General features: G+C 42.4%; 19 protein-coding genes and 1 pseudogene. 6 read left to right on the top strand and 14 right to left on the bottom strand.

Going from position 1 to position 26707, the window contains the following annotated elements; all coding sequences use genetic code 11:
• Positions 1–350: 350 nt before the first annotated feature.
• From L6773_RS08650 to L6773_RS08635, 4 genes are all read left to right on the top strand, one after another.
• Positions 351–1643, top strand: coding sequence for a serine hydrolase domain-containing protein (locus L6773_RS08650; protein ID WP_237853478.1), 1293 nt, complete (start codon positions 351–353; stop codon positions 1641–1643).
• A gap of 101 nt (positions 1644–1744) precedes the next feature.
• Positions 1745–2098 carry a DUF4260 domain-containing protein gene (locus tag L6773_RS08645; protein ID WP_237853477.1) on the top strand — a complete coding sequence of 118 codons (354 nt, stop codon included), beginning with the start codon at positions 1745–1747 and terminating at the stop codon, positions 2096–2098.
• Between the two features lie 97 nt (positions 2099–2195).
• The gene (locus L6773_RS08640; protein WP_237853476.1) at positions 2196–5159 is read left to right on the top strand and encodes a glycosyl hydrolase; all 2964 of its coding nucleotides are present in this window, start codon (positions 2196–2198) and stop codon (positions 5157–5159) included.
• Positions 5160–5478: 319 nt separating this feature from the next.
• On the top strand, positions 5479–5778 hold the full coding sequence (locus L6773_RS08635) for a hypothetical protein (protein ID WP_237853475.1): 300 nt from the start codon (positions 5479–5481) through the stop codon (positions 5776–5778).
• Positions 5779–5797: 19 nt separating this feature from the next.
• Here the strand turns inward: L6773_RS08635 and L6773_RS08630 are convergent, their stop codons facing one another.
• The 11 genes from L6773_RS08630 to hisF all read right to left on the bottom strand — a co-directional run bounded on the left by L6773_RS08630 (position 5798) and on the right by hisF (position 19693).
• Complete coding sequence (locus L6773_RS08630; protein ID WP_237853474.1) at positions 5798–8296, bottom strand: heavy metal translocating P-type ATPase; 2499 nt, start codon at positions 8294–8296, stop codon at positions 5798–5800.
• Between the two features lie 100 nt (positions 8297–8396).
• Positions 8397–9401: a type I glyceraldehyde-3-phosphate dehydrogenase gene (gene gap, locus L6773_RS08625; protein ID WP_237853473.1), complete on the bottom strand. Its 1005-nt coding sequence runs from the start codon at positions 9399–9401 to the stop codon at positions 8397–8399.
• A 164-nt stretch (positions 9402–9565) separates the two neighbouring features.
• A complete protein-coding gene (locus L6773_RS08620; protein ID WP_237853472.1) occupies positions 9566–10261 on the bottom strand; it encodes an ankyrin repeat domain-containing protein in 696 nt (231 codons plus the stop codon).
• Between the two features lie 155 nt (positions 10262–10416).
• The gene (gene fmt, locus L6773_RS08615) at positions 10417–11340 is read right to left on the bottom strand and encodes a methionyl-tRNA formyltransferase (RefSeq protein ID WP_237853471.1); all 924 of its coding nucleotides are present in this window, start codon (positions 11338–11340) and stop codon (positions 10417–10419) included.
• An 8-nt stretch (positions 11341–11348) separates the two neighbouring features.
• Complete coding sequence (gene def / locus L6773_RS08610) at positions 11349–11909, bottom strand: peptide deformylase (protein WP_237853470.1); 561 nt, start codon at positions 11907–11909, stop codon at positions 11349–11351.
• A 2-nt stretch (positions 11910–11911) separates the two neighbouring features.
• Positions 11912–12343, bottom strand: a complete 432-nt coding sequence (ruvX, locus tag L6773_RS08605; RefSeq protein WP_237853469.1) for a Holliday junction resolvase RuvX — start codon at positions 12341–12343, stop codon at positions 11912–11914.
• Positions 12344–12667 (bottom strand): HU family DNA-binding protein, encoded by a 324-nt coding sequence (locus L6773_RS08600; RefSeq protein ID WP_237853468.1) that lies wholly within the window; start codon positions 12665–12667, stop codon positions 12344–12346.
• Positions 12668–12814: 147 nt separating this feature from the next.
• The gene (locus L6773_RS08595; RefSeq protein WP_237853467.1) at positions 12815–15064 is read right to left on the bottom strand and encodes a RelA/SpoT family protein; all 2250 of its coding nucleotides are present in this window, start codon (positions 15062–15064) and stop codon (positions 12815–12817) included.
• 294 nt (positions 15065–15358) lie between these two features.
• Positions 15359–18436, bottom strand: coding sequence for a hypothetical protein (locus L6773_RS08590; RefSeq protein WP_237853466.1), 3078 nt, complete (start codon positions 18434–18436; stop codon positions 15359–15361).
• A gap of 177 nt (positions 18437–18613) precedes the next feature.
• Complete coding sequence (hisE, locus tag L6773_RS08585) at positions 18614–18913, bottom strand: phosphoribosyl-ATP diphosphatase (protein ID WP_237853465.1); 300 nt, start codon at positions 18911–18913, stop codon at positions 18614–18616.
• 9 nt (positions 18914–18922) lie between these two features.
• Entirely contained in the window at positions 18923–19693 is a 771-nt protein-coding gene (gene hisF, locus L6773_RS08580) for an imidazole glycerol phosphate synthase subunit HisF (RefSeq protein WP_237853464.1), read from the bottom strand.
• A gap of 452 nt (positions 19694–20145) precedes the next feature.
• On the opposite strand from hisF, the gene L6773_RS08575 reads away from it, so the two are divergent.
• Positions 20146–21072, top strand: coding sequence for a DUF1684 domain-containing protein (locus L6773_RS08575; RefSeq protein WP_237853463.1), 927 nt, complete (start codon positions 20146–20148; stop codon positions 21070–21072).
• A 481-nt stretch (positions 21073–21553) separates the two neighbouring features.
• Positions 21554–22935: pseudogene (locus L6773_RS08570) on the top strand (dipeptidase).
• Between the two features lie 197 nt (positions 22936–23132).
• Here the strand turns inward: L6773_RS08570 and panD are convergent.
• Genes panD through L6773_RS08550 form a run of 3 tightly spaced genes read right to left on the bottom strand, consistent with a single transcriptional unit; the run spans position 23133 to position 26707 of the window.
• The gene (panD, locus tag L6773_RS08560) at positions 23133–23549 is read right to left on the bottom strand and encodes an aspartate 1-decarboxylase (protein ID WP_369431555.1); all 417 of its coding nucleotides are present in this window, start codon (positions 23547–23549) and stop codon (positions 23133–23135) included.
• Positions 23550–23561: 12 nt separating this feature from the next.
• On the bottom strand, positions 23562–24410 hold the full coding sequence (gene panC / locus L6773_RS08555; protein ID WP_237853459.1) for a pantoate--beta-alanine ligase: 849 nt from the start codon (positions 24408–24410) through the stop codon (positions 23562–23564).
• A gap of 35 nt (positions 24411–24445) precedes the next feature.
• A complete protein-coding gene (locus L6773_RS08550; protein ID WP_237853458.1) occupies positions 24446–26707 on the bottom strand; it encodes an outer membrane protein assembly factor BamB family protein in 2262 nt (753 codons plus the stop codon).

Raw genomic sequence — 26707 nt, 5'->3', positions numbered from 1 at the left:
AATAATGTCGTAGTCTGAATTTCTTTCTAAAGAATCTTATAAAAATTCCCAAAAACCCAAGTATAAAAAGAAGAAATGATATGATGAATAAGATATCAGCGAGTAAACTCATAATAAATAGTTTGTTTTTAGTAGCGTTCTCTCAGTGAAAATTTTAAAAAAAATCAAAATTTTCACAAAATAATTTTTTTTAATCTTTGTTAAAATACGGATTCTGCTTTCTAGTGGCCGATTTTCATATCCTTATTAAGTCCGTCAATTCAATTTTAATCAAAAAAGAGAGTGCTGTTAGCTGAGAGTCTTTTTTTTTTGTACAATGAGATTTGTCCATAAAAAAGTAATCAACTGTCATGAAATTTATATTCACTCTCATTTTTATTCTGCTCTCATCAGGAGTATTTGCCCAAACAGAATCCCAACTTTATACACCTCCACTTTCTGAAGGAATTGCTGAAGATGTGGGAATGTCGGATGAACGACTATCTCGAATAGATGAAATGATCCTAAATGCTATTGATCAAAACCAGATTCCAGGAGCCGCAGCCCTCGTTGCAAGAGACGGCGAAATCGTTTATAAAAAAGCATTTGGATTGGCAGACAATGAAGCCGGGCGAGAACTGCGTACGGATACCATTTTTCGGATTGCATCTCAAACGAAAGCGATCACCTCCACGGCCGTGATGATGCTGTGGGAACACGGTTTGTTTCAGTTGGATGACCCGATTTCTGATTACCTGCCTGTTTTCGGTGAAGCTCAAATCCTGGATACCTTCAATGCGGATGATACCACTTACACAACAGTTCCCGCTGAAAACCAGATTACGATCCGTGACCTGCTGACTCACACATCCGGAATTGGATACGGCGTGATTGACGGAGATGAACGATTTAAAATGATTTACGAAAAAGCAGGTGTTACCGATCTGTTTACCACGGAAGATATTACTATAGAGGAAAGTGTAACCAAGCTTGCCAAACTGCCATTACATCATGAGCCCGGTGAAGAGTACACCTACAGCGAGGGATTGGATGTACTGGGATATTTTGTTGAGGAGGTCTCGGGGATGCCATTTGATGAGTATTTAAGGACTCATCTTTTTGATCCCCTTGGCATGGATGATACCTGGTTCTACCTCCCCGAATCAAAACATGACAGGTTGGTGACGGTTCAGCGGAAAGATGAGAATGGAAACTGGGAATCCTATCCGGTTACATTCTATGATCCGGATTACCCCCGAGAGGGAGCGATGACATTCTTCTCGGGCGGAGCGGGGCTTTCCAGTACAATCGAAGATTATGCCAAATTTCTGCAGATGTATCTGAATAATGGAGAGTATGCCGGAACGAGACTTCTCAGTCGAACAACTGTGAATTTTATGATGCAAAACCAGGTTGGCGATTTAAGGGGAGATTCAGGAAGGGATTACGGTTTGGCTTTCGGCTTGGTTGATGAAAAAGGCGAAGCGATGGGCGGCCGCGGAAGCTTCGGCACATTTGATTGGGGCGGCTATTTCAACACGCAGTATTTTGCGGATCCGAATGAAAATGTAATTGGCTTGATCTTCAAACAAACCCAAGGAAACACCGGTGACGAAACCGGATGGAAATTCCGTCAGTTAGTTTTCCAATCGATTGATGATTAACCAACCTTTGCTCTGCGTCTCCCCGCGTCCTCGGCGGTTTATTCTTATATAACCGCGGAGCGCAGAGGAACGCAGACTTTACTACTCAATAAATACTCCCTATGAAAAACCTGATCAAAGTCGAAGAAGCCGCAATGTTTGGCTTTTCAATTTTTCTTTTTAACCTGACTGACTTCGCATGGTGGTGGTATCCATTGTTAATTCTTACTCCAGACATCGGAATGCTCGGTTATCTTGCCGGTACTAAAGTTGGAGCCTGGACATACAACCTGTTTCACCACAAAGCTGCAGCTCTTCTTGTTTTATGCTTTGGATGGTACGTTGGAAATGCCTGGCTGGAGTTGGCGGGCATCATCTTATTTGGCCACTCCAGCATGGATAGGATTATAGGTTATGGGCTTAAATTTACTAACAGTTTTAAGCATACTCATTTGGGGTGGATTGGTATGGAGTAATACAGTCATGATATGAAGTACCCAGAGAACTGAAGTAATATGAATATTTGCCAAAAATTTATTAAATAAGTTCTTCCCTCTCACGAAATATGTAAACATGTTCACCGGATACCATTTGAAGGGCTTTAGAATACAATGGATGTTTCTATGGTTAATTTTATTATCTGCTTGTACTCAAAATGAACCTCAATGGCCTGAAATCACGCAGGAGAATAAACCTTGGACCCGCTGGTGGTGGATGGGAAGTGCGGTAAACGAAAATGACCTTACCCGCCAAATGGAGTTGCTCAGCTATGCAAATCTGGGCGGAGTTGAAATTACGCCAATCTATGGAGTTGGAGGATATGAGGATCAATTTATCGATTATTTATCACCGGAATGGATGGAAAGGCTTGAACATACCCTTTCAGAAGGAGAACGGTTGGATCTCGGGATCGACATGGCAACGGGTACCGGCTGGCCGTTTGGAGGACCCTGGATCACTGAAAATGAAGCCTCTAAAAGACTCTATTACAAAACTTATCAAGTAATCGGCGGTACTCAATTCAGCGAAAATATTTCCTATATCCAGGAACCCTATCTTCGTACAATTGGAAGTACCATTTATGAGCTCCACGGATTTTTAAAAGCTGAAGGGGAAGAGCCCGAAGGTACTGCAGATCAGCCCCAAAAAAATCCTGCAAATGATTCGGTTGAGATTTCCGAAATCCGCGAGCCAATCCGTGAAAATGGAAACCTTCAGGAACTGGCTATTGAGCAGGTCCGATTTGAAAAACAACTGGAACTGCGATCTCTGATGGGGTACTCTGATTCCGGTGATGTAGTAAATCTTACAAGACAGGTTGATGAAAATGGATTTTTGGAGTGGGAAACCCCTCCGGGAAACTGGACACTCTACGCTGTTTTTGAAGGCTGGCACGGCAAAATGGTTGAGCGTGCAGCACCGGGTGGCGAAGGATTGGTGATTGATCATTTTTCTGAACAAGCCTTTAACCACTATATCGCTGCTTTTGATTCCGCTTTTGCAGATCACGACATTCAATCACTCCGCTCCTTTTTTAATGATTCGTATGAAGTAGATGATGCGGAAGGAGAAGCAAACTGGACACCCGATTTCTTTGATGAATTTGAGAAGAAGCGAGGATATGATCTTCGTACATATCTGCCGGCTTTATTGGAACATAGCGAGACCGATACAGGAGCCAGAGTATTGACCGATTACCGAGAAACCATCTCCGACCTCCTTCTGGAAAAATTTACTTATTCCTGGAATTCCTGGGCTGTAGAAAACGGGGCCATTATTCGAAATCAGGCTCATGGGTCACCTGCAAACCTGCTGGATCTTTATGCCGCCTCGGACATCCCCGAAACGGAGGGGACCGATATCATTCGTGCTAAAATGGCTTCCTCGGCTGGTAATGTGTCGGGAAAAAAATTGATCTCGGCCGAAGCTGCTACATGGTTAGGCGAGCATTTTTCATCTTCACTTTCTGATGTGAAAAGATCAGTTGACCGATTTTTCATTAGCGGCATCAACCACATTTTTTATCATGGCACGGCTTACTCTCCGGCAGATGATGAATGGCCGGGATGGCTTTTTTATGCGTCGGTTCATTTCAATGATCGCAATCCGTTTTGGAATCATTTTGCCGATTTTAATCAGTATGTGGCCCGGGTGCAGTCATTTTTACAATCGGGTCAGCCTAACAATGATATTCTGTACTATTATCCCATTCACGATCAATGGGCTGAGCCTGGGGCGGGACTTCTCCGCCATTTCGAGGGAGGCATGGACGAACGTTTAGATGGCTCATTTCTAAAAACCGGGGCTGAAGAGATGATTGAAAAAGGCTACTCTTTCGATTTTATATCTGACAAACAGTTGCATAACGTCACCGTTGTGAATGATAAAGTAGAATCGAGTGACTTACCCTATGAAACAATTCTTATTCCCAAAAGCCAGTTCATCCCACTTGATACATTTAAAAAACTGGTCGATTTGGCTGAAGACGGAGCGACCATCATTTCATATGGCAGCCTTCCCGAGAGGGTACCCGGCTTGAATAATGTAGATCAACGTCAGAAAGATCTCATAGATCTAAAACAGCAATTGCAATTTGCTGCCACCGAACAAAATCATGTTGAGGAGGCCGTTATTGGTGAGGGGCGTTTTCTTCGGGGAAATGAACTGGAAGATCTTTTACAGTTCGCAAATATTGAGCGTGAGCCCATGGTTGATCAAGAATTACAATTTGTCCGCCGAAGTAATGGTACCGGGTATATTTACTTTATCACTAATTGGAGTGATAATAAAATTGATGGTTGGATACCTCTGTCCCGCAAAGCCAATTCAGTGTATATTTTTGATCCGACTCATGAAAGAAATGGCTATGCAGCAGCTCGGCATGGGGAAGGGGATGGTTCGGAAATTTACCTTCAACTCGACATAGGTGAATCTGTGATTATCCAAACTTTGAACTACGGGAGCAGCTCCTCAACCTATCCTTATGTAGAATTCGCTGGAGAACCGGACCCTATTACTGGCCCATGGATACTCCGTTTTATCGACGGAGGTCCTGAATTGCTACCTGAACAAATGTTGGACCATCCTGTTTTATGGACAGAGCTTGATGACGAGTCTTATGATAACTTTTCCGGTACAGCACAATATCGCGTCATGTTTGACCGGCCTGCTGAAAGTGAAGACGGATGGATTTTAAATGTAGGGGAGGTTTTCGAAAGTGCTGCTGTTTACCTGAATGGAGAAAGAAGAGGTACACTTATCGGGCCTGAATATAATCTCTATCTATTGCCCGATTGGTTAAAAGAAGAAAATGAGCTGGTCATAGAAGTCAGTAACCTTATGGCGAACCGAATGATATGGATGGATCAACAAAATATGCCCTGGAAGAAATTCTATAACGTCAATTTTCCCTCACGCCTGGCAGAAAACCGGAATGAACAAGGAATTTTTGATGCTTCGGATTGGGCACCGCGTCCCTCGGGGATAGCGGGGCCTATTACTTTGATGCCTGTGAATCAGGTGGAACCGAGTCAATAAAACCTGTATTTCCTATAATGTTGTGGCAATCATTGTGATACACACTGGTAGTTTTTAGCTTGAATTGATAGGGATTATTTTGTTTGGTTATTCCAGCGATGACAGGCCTATAGGTTATGAGCTTAAATTCACAAACAGTTTTAAGCATACTGATTTGAGGTGGCTAAATGCTGAGTAACTGTATCAAACTCATTAAAATGTTAATAGTAAATTCAAATTAATTTAAAAAACATACATCCTAAAATTCAGTACGATATGAAGACACTGTAATCAGGTTGATATTAAACCAGTGTTGTAAAGTACACTAACATATAAACTTATGGAACTACGAGATTTCATTAAAGAAACAATCATTCAGATTACCGATGGCATTATTGAAGGTAATGAGTATATCGTAAAAAACGACTTTGGAAGTGGTGTAAGTGACTCTAAAGGAAAGGAAGTTAACTTTGATATTGCAGTTAACACGGATGAAGAAGAAAAAACAGGTGTTGCAGGAAAAATATCTGTTGCCAGTGTTTTTAATCTTGGAGCTGACCAGGAAGAGATTTCAAAATTATCCAATACTAACCGAATACAGTTCAGAATATTTCTTCACGTAAAGACAAATAAAGGATAATAAAGAGACCTCAACCAAATCAACTCAAAGCTGTCATCGGCGGCCGAAACCGTTTCAACCTCAACGCATTTCCGAGAACAAACACGCTTGATACCGCCATCGCTCCGGCAGCAAAGATTGGGGATAACAAAATTTCAAAAGCAGGGTAAAGCGCTCCGGCGGCAAGCGGAATCAAAATAATGTTATATATAAACGCCCAGAACAAGTTCTCTTTGATATTTCGAATGGTGGATTGAGACAGTGCAATTGCATTCGGCACGTTTCGAAGATCCCCGGACATCAGGACCACTTCCGCACTTTCAATCGCAATATCCGTTCCGGTTCCAATCGCAATTCCCACATCCGCCTGGGCCAATGCGGGTGCGTCGTTGATTCCATCACCCACAAACGCTACTTTCTTACCTTTCTCCTGGAGCTGTTTCACCGCATTCGATTTACCATCCGGCAACACTTCAGCAATTACATCATCAATTCCAAGTTGGTTGGCTATCGCTTGGGCTGTTTGTTGCTTATCGCCGGTTAGCATCACGACCTCAAGATCCAGATTATGCAAAGCCTGTATTGCCTCCGGCGTGGTTTCCTTGATTGAATCGGCCACTGCCAATATTGCTGCCACTTTGTGATCCACAGAAACATAAATGGGTGTTTTACCTTCACCTGATAGCTTCTCTGCTTTTTCATTAAACAGGTTCAAATCCAGGCCGGCGTCTTCTATCATTCGATCAGCACCAATCAAAATCTGTTTTCCATCAACAGTTGCTTCAACCCCAAACCCGGTTCGAGAGTTAAAATCAGAAACCTCTACCAATTTTAAATTCTTCTGTTTTGCAGCTTGGACAATAGCTTCTGCAATGGGATGTTCAGAACTATTCTCAACCGAAGCCACCCATTGTAAGACTTGGTCGGAATCGAACCCGTTCACCGTTTCCAGGTCTGTCAATTCGGGTTGACCTTTGGTTAGTGTCCCGGTTTTATCCAGAATAATCGTATCTGTATTTCGCAGGGCTTGTAATGCATCACCCTGTCTGAATAGCACACCCATTTCGGCAGCTTTTCCGGTTCCCACCATGATGGATGTCGGGGTCGCCAAACCCATTGCGCATGGGCAAGCGATAATTAAAACAGCTACAGCGTTGACGAGTGCAAATGTGAGCGCCGGGTCAGGTCCCCAGATTAACCAAACTCCAAAGGTGATGAGCGCCAGTGTAATCACCGTCGGTACAAAATAGTTAGTGACTTTATTTACCAGAGACTGTATTGGAAGTTTAGATCCCTGTGCTTCCTCAACCATCTGTACAATCTGGGCCAAAACCGTATCCGCCCCAATTTTTGTAGCTTTAAACCGAAGGCTTCCATTTTTGTTGATGGTTCCGCCAATCACTTCATCACCCTTTGTCTTCTGAACCGGTATCGGCTCACCCGAAATCATTGATTCATCGATATAGGATTCACCATCCACTACTTCGCCGTCAACCGGAATTTTCTCTCCCGGGCGAACGATGATTGTATCCCCGATTTGTACATTTTCAATCAGGATATCTTTCTCCTCTCCATTTCGAACCACGCGTGCACTTTTTGCCTGAAGATTCAGGAGCCGCTTGATCGCCTCGCTGGTGCGTCCTTTTGCGATCGCTTCCATATATCTGCCGGCGAGAATCAACGTTACGATCACCGCCGATGCTTCGAAATAAACATTCACCGTTCCGCTTGGCAAAACTTGCGGAAGGAATGTTGCAACCACCGAATATCCATAAGCGGCCGTTGTTCCCAGCATCACGAGGGAGTTCATGTCAGGCGTTCCTCTTACCAATGAGGGCCAGCCTTTTTTGTAAAATCTCAAACCGGGGCCAAATTGCACAACGGATGCTAATACAAAAAACAGGTAATAGAGATTTTGTGAGCTGACCGTAGTTTCCAGCCAACTATGAAATGGCGCGATAAAATGGGAACTCATCTCAATTACAAAAATGGGAATACTGAATCCGGCCGCAACCAGGAGTGAACGTTTTAAATCCGTTCGCTCTTTCTCTTTTTCCTGTCGCTTTTTCTCTGCTTGTTCTTCACTTCCTACAACTTCCTCTGCTTCATAACCTGAGGAATGAATAGCTTCAACCAGATCTTTTTTGCCGGCAATACCCGAAACTACATGAACTGTAGCTTTTTCAGTCGCGAGGTTAACAGATACATTCTGCACGCCGGGCACATTTCTGAGTGCATCTTCCACATTTCCAACGCAGGAAGCACAGCTCATTCCTTTCACATCAAATTGAAACGTCTCTGTTCGGGTTTGGTATCCCGCATTTTGAATCGCTTCTACAACCTTTTTGGGATCAATGTTTCTTTGGAAAGTGACTTTTGCCTTTTCAGTCGCCAGGTTTACGGTTGCATCCTGAACTCCTGATACTTCCTTAATCGCGTTTTCAACCCTGGATACGCAGGACGCACAGTGCATACCTTCTACATCCATCATCAGGGAAGAAGTTTGAGATTTGTTCTGATCTTTTTTGCGTGTCTCCATAGATCAAAGTAACGTTATTACTTGCAGAAAATTTAGCAGATAAAAAAACCCGTTTCGAATTGCTCCGAAACGGGTTTTCAATAATTATAAACGATAAAGTTTATACAATTTTAGTAATCAATTCGGCTGTTCGTGCAGAGTAACCGGCTTCATTGTCGTACCAGCCAATTACTTTCACGAGATTTCCTTCTACTTTAATGGTTCCGGAATCAAAAATGCATGAGTGTGGATTCCCGATGATATCGGTTGAAACCAGTTCTTCATCACTGTATTCCAGGATACCATTCAGGTCACCTTCAGCTGCGTCTTTGAATGCGGCAAGAACTTCATCTGCTGTAGTATCATCACCTACAACTGCAGTAAGATCTGTCAATGATCCTGTAAGTACGGGTACTCGAACAGCACCACCATCAAGCTTGCCATCAAGGTGAGGCAGTACAAGGCCAACGGCTGCAGCAGCACCGGTTGTCGTCGGTACAATATTTGTTGCAGCAGCACGAGCTCTTCGAAGGTCTTTGTGCGGCCCGTCAACTAATGCCTGGTCGCCTGTATAAGCGTGAATGGTTGTCATAAATCCTTTCTGAACACCACCGAAGTTTTCGTCCAGTACCTTCACCATAGGTGCCAGGCAGTTAGTTGTACAACTTGCATTAGAGAAAATGTTATTGCTCTTATCAATTTCATCATCATTCACACCAAGTACGATGGTTTGAACGTCACCGCCTTTAGCAGGTGCAGAGATAACTACTTTTTCAGCCCCGGCATCAAGATGTTTCCCGGCTGTTTCAGCATTTCTAAAGAGGCCGGTGGATTCAATTACAACTTCGGCTCCACGATCTCCCCATTTCAAGTTTGCAGGATCTCTTTCTGCTGTAACACCAATTGACTGTCCATTAATTACAAGGTTACTTCCGTCGGCATAAACTTCACCGTCAAATTTCCCTTGTGCAGTATCGTATTTAAATAGGTGTGCGAGTGTTTTGGCATCTGTTAAGTCGTTAATACCAACAACTTCTACCTTATCACTTTGGTACTTGAGGATTGCCCGCATTACAAGTCGTCCAATACGTCCAAATCCGTTAATACCTACTTTTACTTTTGCCATAAATTTTTACTCCGTTTCAATTCAAATTAGTTCATTTGATTATATTCTTTAAATCAACTTAAAATAACTGATTATTGCCTCTCTTTCCATTTTTTGGAAAATTGAAAGCGCTTCTAATTACAGTCAAAACTTTATGTTACGAAAATTTGACTGTTTACAGATATTTAGTCGAGATCTTCGTCCAGATCAACATCATCGGGGATCTCTTCATCAGAAATCAGATCCTCCACATCAGCTGAATCGTCCACATCTTCCTCTTCGTCTTCTGCACCTTGAACGGGACTGCTGGTTTTAATCTGAGCTTTAGCACCGGCCCTGCGAAGTTGCATAACAATATCGGGATTGTCGTTATCCAGGGCGATATTGAGAGCGGAATCACCGTTTTTGTCTCGTAATCTAACATTTGCCCCCGAATCAAGAAGGAGTTTTACAACAGATGAGTGCCCCTCTTTTGCAGCGAGCATAAGTGCCGTTTGCCCCCAACGCTGTTGAGCATTTACATCAGCTCCCGATTCGATCAACAATTTTACCGCCTCCGGATTGCCTTCTCGTGCGGCAACAATCAGTGCCAGGTCTCCGATGGGAGTACCGTTATCCAGCAGATATTTCATCATCTCGATGTTTCCGCTTTCAGCAGCTCGGTTCAGTGCTGTTGCTCCCATTTTTGTCTGAGTGGCGGGGTCGGCCCCATGTTCAATTAAATATTCTACAACGGGATAGTGTCCACCCTCGGCTGCATAGATCAGTGAGGAAGATCCGTTTTTACTCGTTTCATCTAAATTAGCACCTTCTTCGTGAAGTTCTTTAACCCGGTTTAAATTTCCATCCCGGGCAGCTTGTAGTAAAGGAGAAAGCTCCATATTAATCCCTGTTAATCTTAATGATTTGGTTTAAATCTCGTAAAAATCTTGATGGGTATATCTCAAAAAAACTCTTCTTAATCAACATTACAGTAACAAATTTCACGATTATTTTAAAAGCTATTAGTTTTGGTCTCCGATAGCTCTTATTACTGTTATTCCAACTGATGATTAAGGTCGTATCCATTTGCAAAATCCTTGCCGGACATACGCTTTGTTCCGGGTAGTTGTAAGGTTACAATTTCAATTGCACCTGTTCCGCAGCCAACGAACAGCTTCGCATCTTTAAAATGAAGTTCCCCGGGTTTTAGTTTCATAGTTCCGGTTGGTTTAGATCGATAGATATTCATCTTTTTACCGTCGTATGTACACCATGCCGTCGGGAATGGACTTAATCCCCGGATGAAATTATGAACTTCATTCGCAGGTTTATTGAAATCGATACGGGTATTCTCTTTGAATAATTTTGGCGCAGGAGATGCCAGTTCATGATTTTGAGGTGTGGCTTCTACAGAGCCTTCTGCTATTTGATTGATGGATTGAACTAAAAGATCAGCCCCCGACTCTTTAAGCCTGTTGTATAGATCGCCGGTTGTTTCGAGAAGATCGATAACTGTACGGCTCTGGCCGATAATTTTCCCGGTATCTACTTTTTCATCCAAAAAGAATACAGTGCAGCCGGTTTCTTTTTCTCCGTTAATTATAGCCCAATGAATGGGTGCCGCACCCCGATATTTTGGCAAGAGTGATGCATGTAAATTCACGGAACCAATCTTGGGTATTTTTAAAATGGAAAGTGGTAGAATTCTGAAAGCAACCACTACAAACAGATCCGGTTTCAAGTCAACCAGTTGATCGTGAAACGAATCGGAGTTCAGATCTTCAACATCAATCGTCGGCAGGTTTAACTCATCCGCTTTTTTCTTAACGGGCGTAGGCTCCGGTTTCCGGCCTCTGCCTCTCCGCTTATCAGGATTGCTTACAACTGCGAGAATATTGTGATCTGTTTGATGAATATTCTCCAAGCTGGGAATCGCAAAATCCGGAGATCCCATAAATACGATATTAAGTGAGCGCATGGCAGATTTTACGATTTGTCGGCGAGAGGATATTCAGTTTCCAGTTTCCCTTTATCAATTTTTTTGAGAGTTGATTTATGAAGTCTTCGTTTAAACGCACTCAAATAATCCAGGAATAATACACCTTGTAAATGGTCAATCTCATGCTGAATTACCCGTGCAATCCAGCCTGTTGCGTCCATCGTTTGTTCGTTCAAATCTCTGTCCCGGAATTTTACCGTAATAGATTCGGGCCTGGAAACATCATCTCTCACATCCGGGATACTCAAACAACCCTCTTCCATTTTTACCGTTTCATTACTTTTTTTAACGATTTTTGGGTTGATAAGTGTAACAGGGCCGATATCCGGCTCACCCTCCATCTCTTCAGTAATGGCATCCGCATCCATCACAAAAAGCTGGATGGATTTTCCGATTTGTGGGGCGGCCAAACCAACTCCACTCGCTTTGTACATGGTTTCAAACATGTCGTCAATGAGCGATTGGAGCTCTTCACTGTTCTCGGAGATCGGCTCGGTTTCTTTTTTAAGTATAGGGTCGTTGTATGTAACTATTGGTAAAACTGACATTTCTAAATTTCAGGGTGTGCTTCCAGGAACTGTTGTAAAATCAATGCCGCTGCGGCCTGATCAACCCTTCCTTTCTCGCGTCGTTTCTTTTTGGGTACACCTGCTTCAACCAGCAGATTTTGTGCCTGGCGTGAGGTGTAACGTTCATCCATCTTGTAGATTTTAATATCCCTGAATTTTTTTTCCAAGGATTTTATGTAATTCTCCACCAACCCAGTAGCATTGGTTGGGTCTCCCTGAGGAGTTAAAGGCCAACCTACAACTATGGCTTTTACAGGACCTTCGTTTTTTACCTGCTTTTCTATCTCCCTGATGGATTGATTCGGTGGAAAGGTGCCAAAGGGATTAGCATTTGTCCTGAGCAGGTCTGTTCGAGCCAAACCCACTCTCTTACTTCCAACATCAACACCTAAAATTCTACCGAATTCAGACAATCAATCGTCTCCCTTCACCTCACTCAGAGGTTTTTTCAGGAACTTTTTGAGTTTCTTGCTCGGCTTGAAGTGTGTTTTTCTGTGAGCCGGAACATAGATCACTTCGTTGGTTTTTGGGTTACGGGCCTTTGGTTTGGCCTTCGTTTCTTTTACCTCAAATACCCCGAAATTTCTGAGCTCAATTCTGCAAGTTGGATCTGCAGCCATCATCTTGTCTCTCAAAGATTCAATAACTGATTCTACCCATGGTTCTGCCTGGTTTAGTGGCACATCCATTTTGTCAGCAACTGTACGTACTATATCACGTTTTGTATAAGTAACCATCCTATTCTATTGTTTTTTAGTCGCTTTAACTAATGTATAACGAACACTTTTATATCTAGCAAAAATAAAAAGATTTGCAGTAAGTACATAGAAATTTCTCACTCAATTGGCTATATAAGTGTTTGTACCTATGGAAGATAGGGGTATTCACTCATACCGTATAACAGTCTTGATACCATCTACTTTTTCGAGCTTTTGAATGATTTTTTCGAGATGTTTCAAGTCATTTACGTGAGCTGTGATGATTCCTTCAAACATACCGCCTTCACTGCTCACATTGATACTTTTCATATTTGTTTGCATCGATTTTGAAAGTACTTCCGTCAGATCGTTTACCAATCCAACTCTATCTTCTCCTATCACTTTAATGGCCCCGAGGAATTGCTCTTCAATATTTTTTGCCCATGAAACATCTACAATTCGTTCGCTGTCTGTGCGAATCAGGTGATGGGCATTTTTACAATTCGAACGGTGTATTTTTACATCTCCGTTTCTGCTGATGAACCCGATTACGTTATCACCCGGAATAGGATTACAGCAGTTTGCATATGAATATTTTACGTTGCTTAGCTCTCCTTCAACCAGCAGGGCTTTCCCATCGCCAACAGAACGGGCTGTTGTATAATATTCCTGGGTAATTTCTTCCTTCGATAATTTCTGATGCTGATCCTCTTCTTCCTCATCATCCAGCCGACCCTTACTCTTCAACTGTTTAACAATCCGGTAGAGTTCATTAACATCAAATGCACCGGAGCCGATTTCATAGAACATCTCTTGCGCATCATTAAACTTAAACCGCTTGGCTATCTTAGTAAGCTCCTGGTCAGATATTTCAACTTTCCCTTTAGATGCCCGTTTTTCCCACGCTTCGCGCCCTTCGTCGGCAATTCGTCTCTCTTTTTGTTTGATATACTGACGGATTCGGGCTTTTGCTTTGTGCGTAACCACATCCTCCATCCAGTCGGCATTCAGGTTAATCTTATTCCCAGTGATGATCTCAACCTGGTCTCCGATATTTAGTTTTTGCCGTAAAGGAGCCATTTTGCCATTAACTTTTGCTGAGACAGCCCGTTCCCCAATTTCGCTGTGAATATCAAATGCAAAATCAATAACGGAAGCACCATTTGGAAGTGTTCTCAACTCACCCTGGGGTGTAAAGACGTAAATTTCGTCCTGGTATAGATTAAGCTGGAAGTCCTTTACAAATTCGGTTGCCGCATCGGGTCGCGGAGTATCCAGAACATCCCGAACCCAATTCACAAATTTATCAAGTTCGCTGCTTTCCCCGCTATTCCCCTCCTTGTACTTCCAGTGTGCGGCCAAACCTTGTTCGGCAATATTGTCCATCTTACGGGTACGAATCTGAACTTCTACTTTTCGCCCTTTTTTGGTAATAACGGTTGTATGAAGAGATTGGTAGCCGTTCGCTTTGGGCACCGAAATAAAATCACGAAATCTTTTTGGAATAGGGGTGTACCAATCAGTGATGACTGAATAAACCCTCCAGCAATCCTCCTTAGTGTGCGGATCTTCAAGAATAATGCGAATGGCAAACAGGTCATAAATCTCCTCAAACGGCTTTTGCTGATTCTGCATCTTCCTGTAGATGGAATAAATATGCTTCGGCCGGCCTTTAATCTCAAAAGAGAAATTCTGATTTTCGAGCTCCTCTTTAATCGGTTTCATGAACTCTTCAATAAAGGCTTCTCTCGACTCGCGTTTCTCCCTTAATTTTCGAACCAGGAATTTATATGAATTCGGATCGATTACCTTGAAACAAAGATCCTCAAATTCATTCTTTATTTTGAAGAGTCCAAATCTGTGTGCGAGAGGCGCATACAATTCAATAGTTTCCGTAGCCTTGTTCAGCTGCCTTTGTTTCGGCAAGTGCTGGATGGTTCGCATGTTGTGAAGCCGATCAGCGAACTTGATCAGGATAACACGAATATCTTCAGCCATCGACAGAAGAAGCTTCATAAATGTCTCAGCCTGCTTGGTATCCCGGTTTTCAAAAACGCCCGTAATTTTTGTAAGCCCGTCAATAATATGTTTTACCGTGGATCCGAATAACTCTTCTATATCTTGAAGTTTTACGCTTGTATCCTCAACTGTATCGTGCAATAGGGCCGCAGCTACGGAGATATCGTCAAGATTAAACTCCTCCGCCATAATTTTTGCCACTTCAAGTGGGTGCTTGTAGTACGGCTCTCCTGATGCGCGTTTTACATTTTCATGAGATTTGCAACAAAGCTTAAATGCTCTGGTTATGAGCTCATCGTCTGTTTCTTCCAGGTGTTTATGGCATAGGCGCAGCAATCCCCGTAAACCACTCGTCTGCTTCTTGTCGAGGGCATATTGATCAACCTGATCACGGATATCTGTTTCCACATTTGCCATACAATAAAAAAAAAATACCTTATTTATTACAGAACTACATTTTTATAAACGGAATCCAGCCGGTTTAAATATGATAATGACGCAAGCTTTAAATTTCGAACTTTTTTAGAAATAAAGCTATGAATGAATAATAACGGTTTAAAGAATAGTTATTTGATGAATATTGAGGTCCATTTTCGATATAAAATAACGCAGGAGAGAATTCAAAAAATGTAAAGAGATTACGTTTCTGTGACAGATAAATAACGCTACCGACGTTTCGTAATTGCCTTAGTAAATTCTATCTCGAAAAAATTACCAGCCGGGAGAGATTTGGAATCCGAAGTATCCGCTTTTATCAGGTCTTTGAAATGGCACGGCGTAATAGAACTCAGTGATGAGATAACCGAGTACATTCACTCTTAAACTGAGCCCTGTACTGAATACGGGAATATTGTCTGATGTTTCGTTTGTGGTCCATCGAAAATCGGGACTTTTGGAGTCAGACCATGCCAATCCACCATCAAAAAATGCAGATAGGGTGGTAGGAATTGTTCTCGAGCGAAAGAGTGCAAGATCTTCTACCCCAAGAACTGGCAATCGCAACTCTGCATTGGCTACGGCAAGTCGGCTACCAAAAAGTCTCTCAATTTCAGGGCAGGTGTTTCCGGCAGAATCACGACATTCGCGAGCTGAAAATGAACCTATGTTATATCCGCGTACAAACCGTTCATTTCCAAGAAAAATGGGATTTAATCGTCCGTCCTCGGAATCGCCCGAATATCGTCCGTAGTGAAGAGCTCGAAATCCAAGCGTGAGTGGTTCCAAATAGAAATATTTCCTATAGTCGGCCGTGGCAGTCAGATAGCTGAGAGATCCAAACGTCTGTTCAGCTTCCAACCGCATTCGGTGTCCCTGGATAGGCCCGGTAAATGCAAAAACTGAATTATCCTGTACATACGCGACCGAACTTGTAAATAGATTTAAAGGATCAGGTTCTTCAATAGCTGATTCAGATGTCTCTCGTTTAAATGGAATTCCCCTGGGAGAAAAATAGATCTGTTCTCGTTCGAACTGGTACCAGAGATGTGTCCATCCGCCTGAAAATTCAAACCGTTGCGTACTCGAAAGCGGATACATTCCCAGCGCATTTACGCGTTCGCGAAATATTCTTTGGTTTAAACGAATTACGGATTGAGGGGCTACGACAGGTTCACCATCTACGGTTGTAGTGTCATTTTGTGAGACACCTGTCCGGGAGCTCCTGTATGTTTGGTGAGTCACAGAACCACCCCATATAAATCGATTATCCCGGTTGAGGTACGATACCTGGCCAGCGATATCTTGTATACGCCCCTGTATGCGTAGCGTGGATACAAGCTGATGCTGATTTAACATATCACTGAAGCTCGCAGTAACACCACCTGCAACACCTACTCCAAACTGATTGGAAACACCGGCACCGGCACCTCCGCTGATGCCATCCAGTCGAAGAGTTGGTGTGTAATCGGAAAGACCAAAAGATGTATCATCGGGCAGATCAGTTATTGGTTTGTTCAAATAGGTTCGAACAATTTGATTTCCCGGAGGGCCTGATCCGGGTAGCTGATCGGATTCTACAAAGGTACTTTCTCTTCCCAACAGTTCACCTTCCATTTTATTTTCATCGATCCGCTGTATACTGTAGTTGGAATCATCAAATACGGTTGCAAGCATCTCTCCGGTGTTCGAGGCAACGGTAAAGGCGGGGGAGAGTTTACTTATCCCTGAAATTCCCGTACTCACATTTGTAACGCGATACTGTTGACCTGTTGCAAAATCATATCTAAATATATTACTAAACCCTTCATAATCAGATATGTAGTAAAGTGAAGAGCCGTCTTCATTGTATTGTGGATTGATATGTTTAGCTTCCCCAAACTCCGGAAGCATTCTAATTTCTTCTGTTTTAATATCCAGTTCGGCAATGTTCATATTGCCAAATAACATTTTTTTAAAGTCGGTTTCACTTCCCCGGTCGGTTATAAAAGCAATTTTTTGACCATCGGGAGACCATGTTGGCTGCAGATCAGAATGCCGATCATTCGTGATATTTTTGAGCGAATCTGTTTCAAGGTTATAAACATATAAGTCGGTATATCCGCCATCAGCACCCGAAAACGCAATCTTGCTTCCATCGGGTGACCATGACGGGTTTGTAATTGCATCCACATCACCAAAACTGAGCCGGCGTTCAACATCTCCGCTATGCACATTGATCAGTGCAATTTGATTATCGCCTTTTGCAAAAACTACGGCAGCAAATGTATCATTGTCCGTAGACCAACTACCTGATGATTCAATAAACCGAAGTGCATTCAAGTGTGGATCAGTATTTGTTGATGTAAGTTTCCGTATGATCTCCCCCGACTGTGCATCAGCCAGAAAGAGTTCAATGGAGAAAACATTTTTCTCAGATATAAAAACCACATACTCACCATTCGGGCTCAGTGCTGGAGCGATATTCATGGTTCCGGAATTATTTTCCTTGCCAAGAACCAATTCGCCAACTTCAGTTGGACGTGTCCGATCTTCAATGTCATCAGAATATTTTTCCCGAATCGAATTGTGCCATAGAGTTGAAAGCGAATCGCGGGATATACCAAGTACCTGTTTAAAGCCTTTTTCCAGGCCATTCTGTGCAGATCTAAAATATAATTTCGAGACGGCCTGATCTCCAGACTGCCCGGCAATAAATGCCCAAACAGAATGTCCGTACCTGTATGGAAAATATTCCTGTGGATTAGAAAGATCTTTAATCGACGGCAAGTCGTCATTCAAAAGGGCACTACGCATCCACATGGCTGTATGGGGATCTTCTGCACCCACGGATAGATACTCAGCCATTCCCTCCATGAACCATAATGGCAATTGACTTGTAGCTCGAATTCCTCCGATTTTATCTTGTCGGGCAATATCATATTGAAAGGCATGAACAAGTTCGTGGCCCAGTACGTGGTTTGTACTGCTGTTCGCCTCGGCAAAGGGCATGATCACCCGGTTTCGCATGCCTTCAGTTACACCGCCGGTTCCAACACCTACACTGGGAACAACATCATTCTGTTGAAAATCAGCGTGGTTGGCATAGATAATCAATGGGTTTTTCGATTTAAAGGAGTGATCCAGTGTTACCGAATGCCGTTTGTACCATCGCTCTGCCAGTATTCCAAGATCTGCAGTCGCTTCAGCTTCTTGGGGATAATGATAGATATCGAAGTGCTCTGTATGCAGAATCTTAAAATCAAAATCCTCATATTGGACCTTAGTGCGTCCAAAATATTGGGCCTCCGCAGTGAAAGGAATCAGGGTAAAAATTATCGCTAAATTTATCAGAAATAATTTTCGAAGAATCATTAAGTAAGATGAATTGATTTATCTATTCATAATTACATAACGATTATTTTGCGACTTATGTTCCTATAAATTAGGTACTTATATATAAACACTCCAAAATGTTCGGATAAAGAATTTTTATAAGTTGTCTAATTAGGTTTGAGTGTTTCTCAACGAATTGTGAATTTTTTTCAACTTTTATTTCTTGCTCCTGAGCATCATCTCCTGGATCACCCGATCAAGAGGAATTTCCTTTTCAACCAACAACACAAGCATGTGGTAAATCAGGTCAGCCGTTTCACCGATCAGTTCAGCATCCTTTTTATTCTTTGCGGCGATGATGGTTTCGACGGCTTCTTCTCCTAATTTTTGAGCAATTTTGTCAATTCCTTTCTTAAAGAGTTTTGTTGAATAAGATCCTTTGGGTTTTTCTATTCGTCTGGTGACGAGTAATCGTTCGAGGTCGTATAAAAATTCAACTTCTTCTTTGGTAGCCATATCTGTTGTTTAGTTATTAATAATTCGTACGCTAATTCCTTCTTCTGCCATTTTAGCCTTCAGGTCCGAGATCTCAATCTCTCTAAAATGAAAGATGCTGGCAGCTAACACGGCATCGGCATTACCGATTAATACCGCATCACAGCAATGCTGAATTGTTCCGGCGCCTCCACTGGCAATTACAGGGATTGAAAGTCGATTATTTGCGGCTTTCAAAAGTTCCAGGTCAAAGCCCGATTTAGTGCCGTCGCGATCCATACTGGTTAGCAGGATTTCACCGGCACCAAGTTGTTCTGTTTTTTCCATCCAGTCAAGTGCATCCAATCCTGTCGGTTCTGAACCTCCTTTCACGAATACTTCCCATGAGTGCCTGTTTGCTCGCCTTTTTGCATCTACTGCGGCAACAATCGCCTGGAAACCGAACTCGTCTGAGGCTCGTGTAATTAAATTGGAATCACGAACAATTGCACTGTTCAGAGATACTTTATCTGCCCCGGCTTTCAAAATCTCTTCGATCTCCTCGACCGATTTAATTCCTCCGCCTACGGTAAAAGGAATATTGATATGCAATGCAATATCCTTTACTAATTTTACAAGAGTCTTCCGTTTCTCTTTTGTGGCAGTAATATCTAGGAAAACAAGTTCGTCTGCTCCCTCTTCGGTATAACGCTGTGCGAGCTCTACCGGATCACCGGCATCCCGGAGGCCGACAAAATTCACCCCTTTAACGGTTCTACCGTTTTTTATATCGAGACATGGTATGATTCTTCGTGTTAGCATAAATAAGAAGGGTTGAAGATAAAAGATATTTTGATCGAAAAGAATGTTTTCTGTGGATTCCGATATCTAAATAGTGATTTAATGATTTGGATGAATAAATAAAAAATGAACCCAATGCACTGAGCATTTCCAAAAAAGGATTTTTCTTTGATCGTAAATTTCACTTATCTAAGAATTAATCAATCCTGAAATCCTTAAACTACTTTCACTATATATCTCTCTTCTTGTTTTTTTACTCCCTAGTTCATTATTAGTGTATGAGTGGGTCAAAAGTTAAAGTCAATTAGTGAAACTTAATCTGCAATATGCACTAAGAAGTGTAATTTACGCTGTTAATACTTATGATAATTCAAAGATTGGAATGTGAATACGATATTTTTTTATCATAGAAATGTGATAACACTTACTCATCTATCTTTTATCTTCAAATAAATGTTCAACTTGCCCTCTTCATGTATAGGTTATCTTCAGTATTTTTTGTTATTGTTTTGATAGTATTATCTGCCTGCCAGAAAAAACAATTAGGCCAGGCTGAAATTCCTGAAAATTATATTCAACAGGTAAAAGCCTGGAAACAGGATCGTATAGAGAGCCTAAAATCTCCAACCGGATGGCTTCGCCTTGATGGGATGTTTTGGCTGAATGAAGGGGTTAACAGTTTTGGGAGCGGAGAAGACCTGGATATTCAATTTCCCGATGAAACCATTCCCGAAAAAGCAGGCACCATTGTATTCGAAAATGGCCGTGTAACAATGAATGTGGCAGATGGAGTTAAGATTACACATGAGGGTGAACCTGTCACTGACATAGTTTTATTTGATGGAGAAAATGAAGAAACTCCGCATGTAGTGCATGAAAATCTTGAGTGGTTTATAATAAAAAGAGGGGAATTAGTTGGAATCCGGTTATTCAATAAGAATAATGAACAGGCTGACCAATTTTCAGGGTTTGAGTCATATCCAATTGAGGAAAAGTGGAACAGACGAGCACTTTTCATTCCAAATCCTGAGGGTACTACAATGTCTATTATAAATGTTTTGGGTCAGGAAATGGAGGTTGCCTCGCCCGGTGTGTTAGAATTTAAAATTGATGGAGAGATTTATACACTCGATGCTATTGACAGCGATGATGATATGTTTATAATTGTTGGCGATCAAACTAATAAAACAGAGACTTACCAAGCCGGACGATATATGTACGTAGATAACCCGGAAGAGGGAAGCCAGTACACCAATATCGATTTCAATAAGACCTACAATCCGCCATGTGCTTTTAATGTATTTACCACCTGCCAGCTCCCGCCACTTCAAAACAGGTTGGAAGTAGCCATTACAGCAGGTGAAAAAAGGCCTGAAAACTGGCAGGGATTACATGATTGATCTTTACTGATGTTGAAGACTGAGTAGTTATTAACTAATCAAGTACCTGCCGTACCTGACGGCACTTTAGTTTTTTGTTCCAATCTCCCCGGGTTACAAAACTGGTCGCAGCTATAGCTGCTTTTTTTGAATCAAAAGTGGTGTAGCTCTAAACTTCAAACTGGCAAGAATGAAAAATTGAATCTTATTGAACTTACATTGTTAAAGCCAGGAGTGACTCATTAAAAGATTTAATAAATCCGCTTAGCGGATAAAAGATCTTGTAACCCCGGAATTTATTTCGGGGATTAAAAAAATGCTAAGGAATCGAGAGTGCCATTGGCACGATGAATAGATCAGGCGTAATCTTTTTTTAATGCTTAAACAGTGTATCGGTAGTGGGCAAAATTGCCATCAATTGCTTACATTTCGTGGTTGAGACTAAAACACAGTCTTAATCATCTATCTATTATATGAAACTGAATTGAATCCTCATTTTGTAATGAATAAGCTGCAAGAATATATAGACGCAAACGAAAAAAAATTCCGAGAAGAACTATTTGAACTGCTTCGTATCCCGAGCATTAGCACCTCCTCACAAAATAAAGACGATGTTAAGGAGGCCGCTAAATTTCTAACTAAACAATTTGAGAGTATTGGGCTGGATCGTGTGACAATGCATGAGACCCCCGGCCACCCTATTGTTACAGCTGAAAAGTGCCAACATGACGATCAACCTACAGTTCTCGTATATGGGCACTATGATGTTCAACCATCGGATCCGGATATGCTCTGGAATACCCCGCCTTTTGAACCGACTGTAAAAAATGGACGGGTTTATGCTCGTGGTGCGAGTGATGATAAAGGACAGTCATTCACGCATATCAAGGCAATCGAGTCGTATATGAAAACCGGCACAGAGCTTCCGGTGAATGTTAAATTTATTCTTGAAGGGGAGGAGGAGATCGGCTCACCAAACCTGATTCCTTTTATCAAAGCACATAAAGATCTGCTTTCATGTGATATGGTCCTGATTTCTGACACCGCTATGTTCGGTGAAGATCAGCCGTCAATTACGTATGGCCTGAGAGGATTGGCTTACATGGAACTCGAAGTGACAGGCCCGAACAGAGACCTGCATTCGGGAGTTTACGGGGGGGCTGTAGAAAATCCAGCAAACCTTTTGTGTGAAATTGTATCAAAATTGAAAAACGGTAACGGTAAAATCAGTATACCGGGATTCTATGATGATGTTGAGCCGTTAACGGAAGAACAGCGAGAGGCAATTCATGAACTCCCGTTTGATGAAGAGGCATTCAAAAAAAATCTTGATCTAAATGAAGTTGATGGTGAAGAGGGCTACAATACGCACGAAAGAACAACGGCTCGTCCTTCCCTGGATGTAAATGGTTTGTGGAGCGGATACCAGGGCGAAGGTGCCAAGACAGTATTACCTGCCAAAGCCGGCGCCAAAGTGAGTAAGTGAGTATGCGACTGGTGCCAAACCAAGATCCCAATAAAATAGCGAAGCTTTTTAAAGAGTATGTCTCGTCGCTAGCTCCCGATACGGTAGAGATAGAAGTAAAAGAGCATCACGGCGGATATCCAATTGTTATCGACCTGGATTATTATGGGTTGAAAGCTGCCGCAAAAGCTTTTGAGGATGTATATCAAAAAGAGGTATTATTTTCCCGCGAAGGTGGATCTATACCAATCGTGGCCGATTTTAAAAAAGTTTTGGGTGTGAATTCAATCCTGATGGGTTTTGGTCTTACAAAAGATGCACTTCATTCACCCAATGAAAGCTTCTCTTTGAAGGACTTCCAGAGAGGAATTAAAACCTCCGCCAGGTTTTTTGAAATTCTCCCTGATTTTGTGGAGTGACAGAATCTTTCTTTCATGGGACAGTGAGGGATGAAAATGGCTCATGGACGTTCAACAGATGAGTTAACGAGTTGAACACTGTTGTGTTCATCTATACTCATCCAATAACGTTATAAGAAGATATGCTGTTTAAAAAATCAAAAAAGCCCGTTACGAAAAATCAGAACGGGCTTTTTTTTCGATCTAAACAACATCGTTTAATTAGGCGACTCAATTAGGCCGCTCTCGAGATCAAATGATTTTCCGTGAACATTTTGTTCAAGAATTTTTTGAGGCTCATTGTTTTCATCCACAACTACCACAGTAGGTTTATGATTTTGTGCCTCTTCAGGTTCCATTTCAGCGAATGAAATTACAATTATTCGATCATTAACCTGAGTCAGGCGGGCGGCAGCACCATTCATACAACAGATTCGGCTGCCTCTCTCACCGGGAATAGTGTATGTTTCAAGCCGTGAACCGTTCGTGATATTCACTACTGAGACTTTTTCATACGGAAGGATGTTGGCCATATCCAACAGGTCTTCATCAATTGTGATGCTCCCTTCATACATGAGGTTGGCCTCGGTGACCTTCATCTGGTGTAGTTTGGATTTGAACATCGAAAGTTTCATATCAAAAAAATCTTATAATTCAATCAAAATGTTGTCTATAAGCCGGGTAACTCCTAACCATACGGCACCGGCTATAATATATTGTTCATCTTTAATTAACGTTTCCGCAGGCTTTAACGTTTTTTTATCAAAAAGATTAAGATAATCAATTTCTAAACCTTTTGCTTCCAATTCGCTCTTCTGATGTGCCAACAAAAGCTTTGGTTTGTCAACCCCTCCGGCAATCTGTTTTTCAATATATTGGAGGCTTCTGTATAAACTCGGAGCTTTTTGTCGTTCCTCTTCGCTAAGGTATGCATTTCGGCTGCTTAGGGCCAATCCGTCGTTTGCCCGAATAATAGGCCCCATTACCAGTTCAACACCGTGATTGAACTCCGTGACCATTTGCTGGAGGATAATAAACTGCTGGATATCCTTTTGTCCAAATACGGCAAAATCCGGCTCAATGATGTTAAACAGTTTATTAACTACCAATAATATGCCCTCAAAGAATCCGGGTCTAGATCCTCCGTCAATGTATCTGTTCAATTTATCGATCTCAATCCGAAGATATTGTGTATAACCATACATGTTCTCATCCGAAGGCGTGAATACTGCTGAGACACCAAGCTCTTCACACTTTTCCAGATCGGAATCCAACTCACGCGGATACTGTTCGAAATCTTCATCCGGCCCAAACTGCTCAGGGTTAACGTAGATTGATACAATTACTTCATCAGCCTTTTCTGCAGCAATTTTTATCAGTGAGAGATGACCCTCATGGAGTGAACCCATCGTGGGAACAAATCCAATTGTTTTCGCTTCTGTCTTCTTTTTTTTGATGAATGATCTTATAGAATCAATTTCAGAAAATACGTCCATAAATTATTTATTTATGCGGAGATCTTTTTTGAAACCTATGAATTTGGAAGGGCAAAAGCGATATAGTAATCTCCTGATTTAGTTCCGAGTTTTCCTCCTCCACAGGCAATTACCACGTATTGTTTTCCATCTACTGAATATACGCTGGGAGTGGCGTATCCGGCTACCGGAAGCTTATATTCCCACAACAGATTGCCTGTTTCTTTGTCGAATGCCCGGATTTTTTCGTCAAGTGTGGCTGCAATAAAGAGTACGCCACCTGCGGTTACAACGGGGCCGCCGTAATTTTCAGTTCCCGTTGTTGGGACTCCCTGCTCAGCCAATTCAGGATATTCACCAAATGGAATTTTCCATACATATTCGCCCGTATTCAAATTAATGGCATTCAGCGTACCCCATGGCGGGCTGCTGGCGGGGTATCCCTCAGGTGTTCGAAATTTGTTGTAGCCTGTCATAACATATGGAGAGGACTCGGACTCCGCTGTCAACTCCTGTTTATCTGATTCGGTAAAATCGACATCAAAATGAGTTTCATCAATAAGAAAATTGACAACAGATTTCTTTCGATTCTCAGAAAGGTGATTGAAGCCGGGCATCATTCGCCGGCCTGTGTTAATGAGTTCCAGCATTTCTTGGGGAGTATACAAATCGTCTACACCGATCAGGGTTGGGTTATTTCCTGTTCCTTGGCGGTCCGGTCCATGACATGCGATACAGTAGCTCATATAAGTGCTCTGCCCAAATGCAATTGAATTTTCGGCTGACCCTCTTGATTGGGTTTCAGCTGGAACCATCGTAAGTGTCCACGGCACTTCGTTGCTGTTCACATATAGAATTCCGGTTTCAGGATCGAATGCACTGCCACCCCATTCTGCACCCCCATCGTAACCTGGAACCATTAATGTACCTTTAAGTGATGGCGGTTCATACATATGTGCTCGATTCAGAGTTTGTAACTGGTTTTTCAAATCCGCTTGTATCTCTTCAGAAACGTACGGATTGATTGCCGAGTCGGGCAGGTGCTGACGGGTCATAGGTTCAGGTTTGACAGGTATTGGCTGGGTGGGCCAAACTTCTTCACCTTCCAAATTTGTATCCGTGGGCACTTCCGTTTCTTCAATAGGGAAAAGAGGCTCGCCGGTTTCACGATCAAACAGAAAGATAAAACCTGTTTTTGTGGTTTGAGATACGGCGTCTATCTCCTCACCATCGTGCGTGACCGTTACAAGGTTGGGGGCTGAGGGCAGATCCCGATCCCATAAGTCATGATGAACGGTTTGATAATGCCAGATTCGTTTACCAGTTGAAGCATCCAATGCCAGCAGGGAGTTGGCAAACAAGTTAGATCCTTTTCGATTTCCACCGTAAAAATCAGGAGAGGCAGAGCCTGTTGGGACGTAAACAATACCGCGTTCTTCATCCAAAGCCATTCCCGGCCAGCTATTGGCTCCTCCCATTTTTTGCCAGGCATCAGGGTCTTCCCAGGTATCATAACCAAATTCACCGGGATGTGGGATCGTATGAAATGTCCATTCTAGTTCCCCGGTTCGAACGTTGAATGCACGTATATCGCCCGGTGCCGCATCCGATCCCTCTGAAACACGAGACCCAATGATGATCAAGTTTTCGAATACAATTCCGGGGGATGTCGTAACGACGTAAAGATCTTCTGCACGGCCCGGGAATCCGGCTTTCAGGCTGCTTGTGCCTTCCTCTCCAAACGATTCAACAAGCTCACCGTTGGACGCATCAATTGCATAAAGTTCAGGCCCGGCAGTAAACAGAATGCGTTTGTCGTTACCGTTTTCCCAATAGGTAACCCCGCGATTTACATTCAGCCAGGTTTGAATTTCAAGTGAATCAGGGAAGGGGTTGAACCGCCACTTTTCGTTGCCCGTTGCGGCATCGAGAGCAACAACATTCAAGCGGGGAGTCGTGGAATAAAGAGTCCCGTCGATAATCAGAGGATTGGCCTGGATTTGAGAATTTGCCAGGGTATCTGCATCACCGCTGCGGTAGGTCCAGGCAACTTCAAGCTGATCCACATTTTCGCGGGTGATCTGATCGAGATGTGAATACTGGCTGCTGTATTTGTCACCAAGGGAAACTTTCCAGTCTTCTGATGCGCCGATTTTGTTAATTTTCTCGGTACATGAAAACAGAAAGGATGAGAAGACAAATAGAATCAGAAGATACCATGTAGATGACGTAAATATCCTCACTTGTGACAAATTGCCGTAATCGGTACAAGCGAGACGCTTGCGCCAAACATTTTTACGGTAGAAGATAGAAGCCAT

This window comes from Rhodohalobacter sulfatireducens (assembly GCF_022012475.1).
GTDB classification, from domain to species: Bacteria; Bacteroidota; Rhodothermia; order Balneolales; family Balneolaceae; genus Rhodohalobacter; species Rhodohalobacter sulfatireducens.
This window is presented reverse-complemented; position numbering and strand designations above follow the sequence as displayed.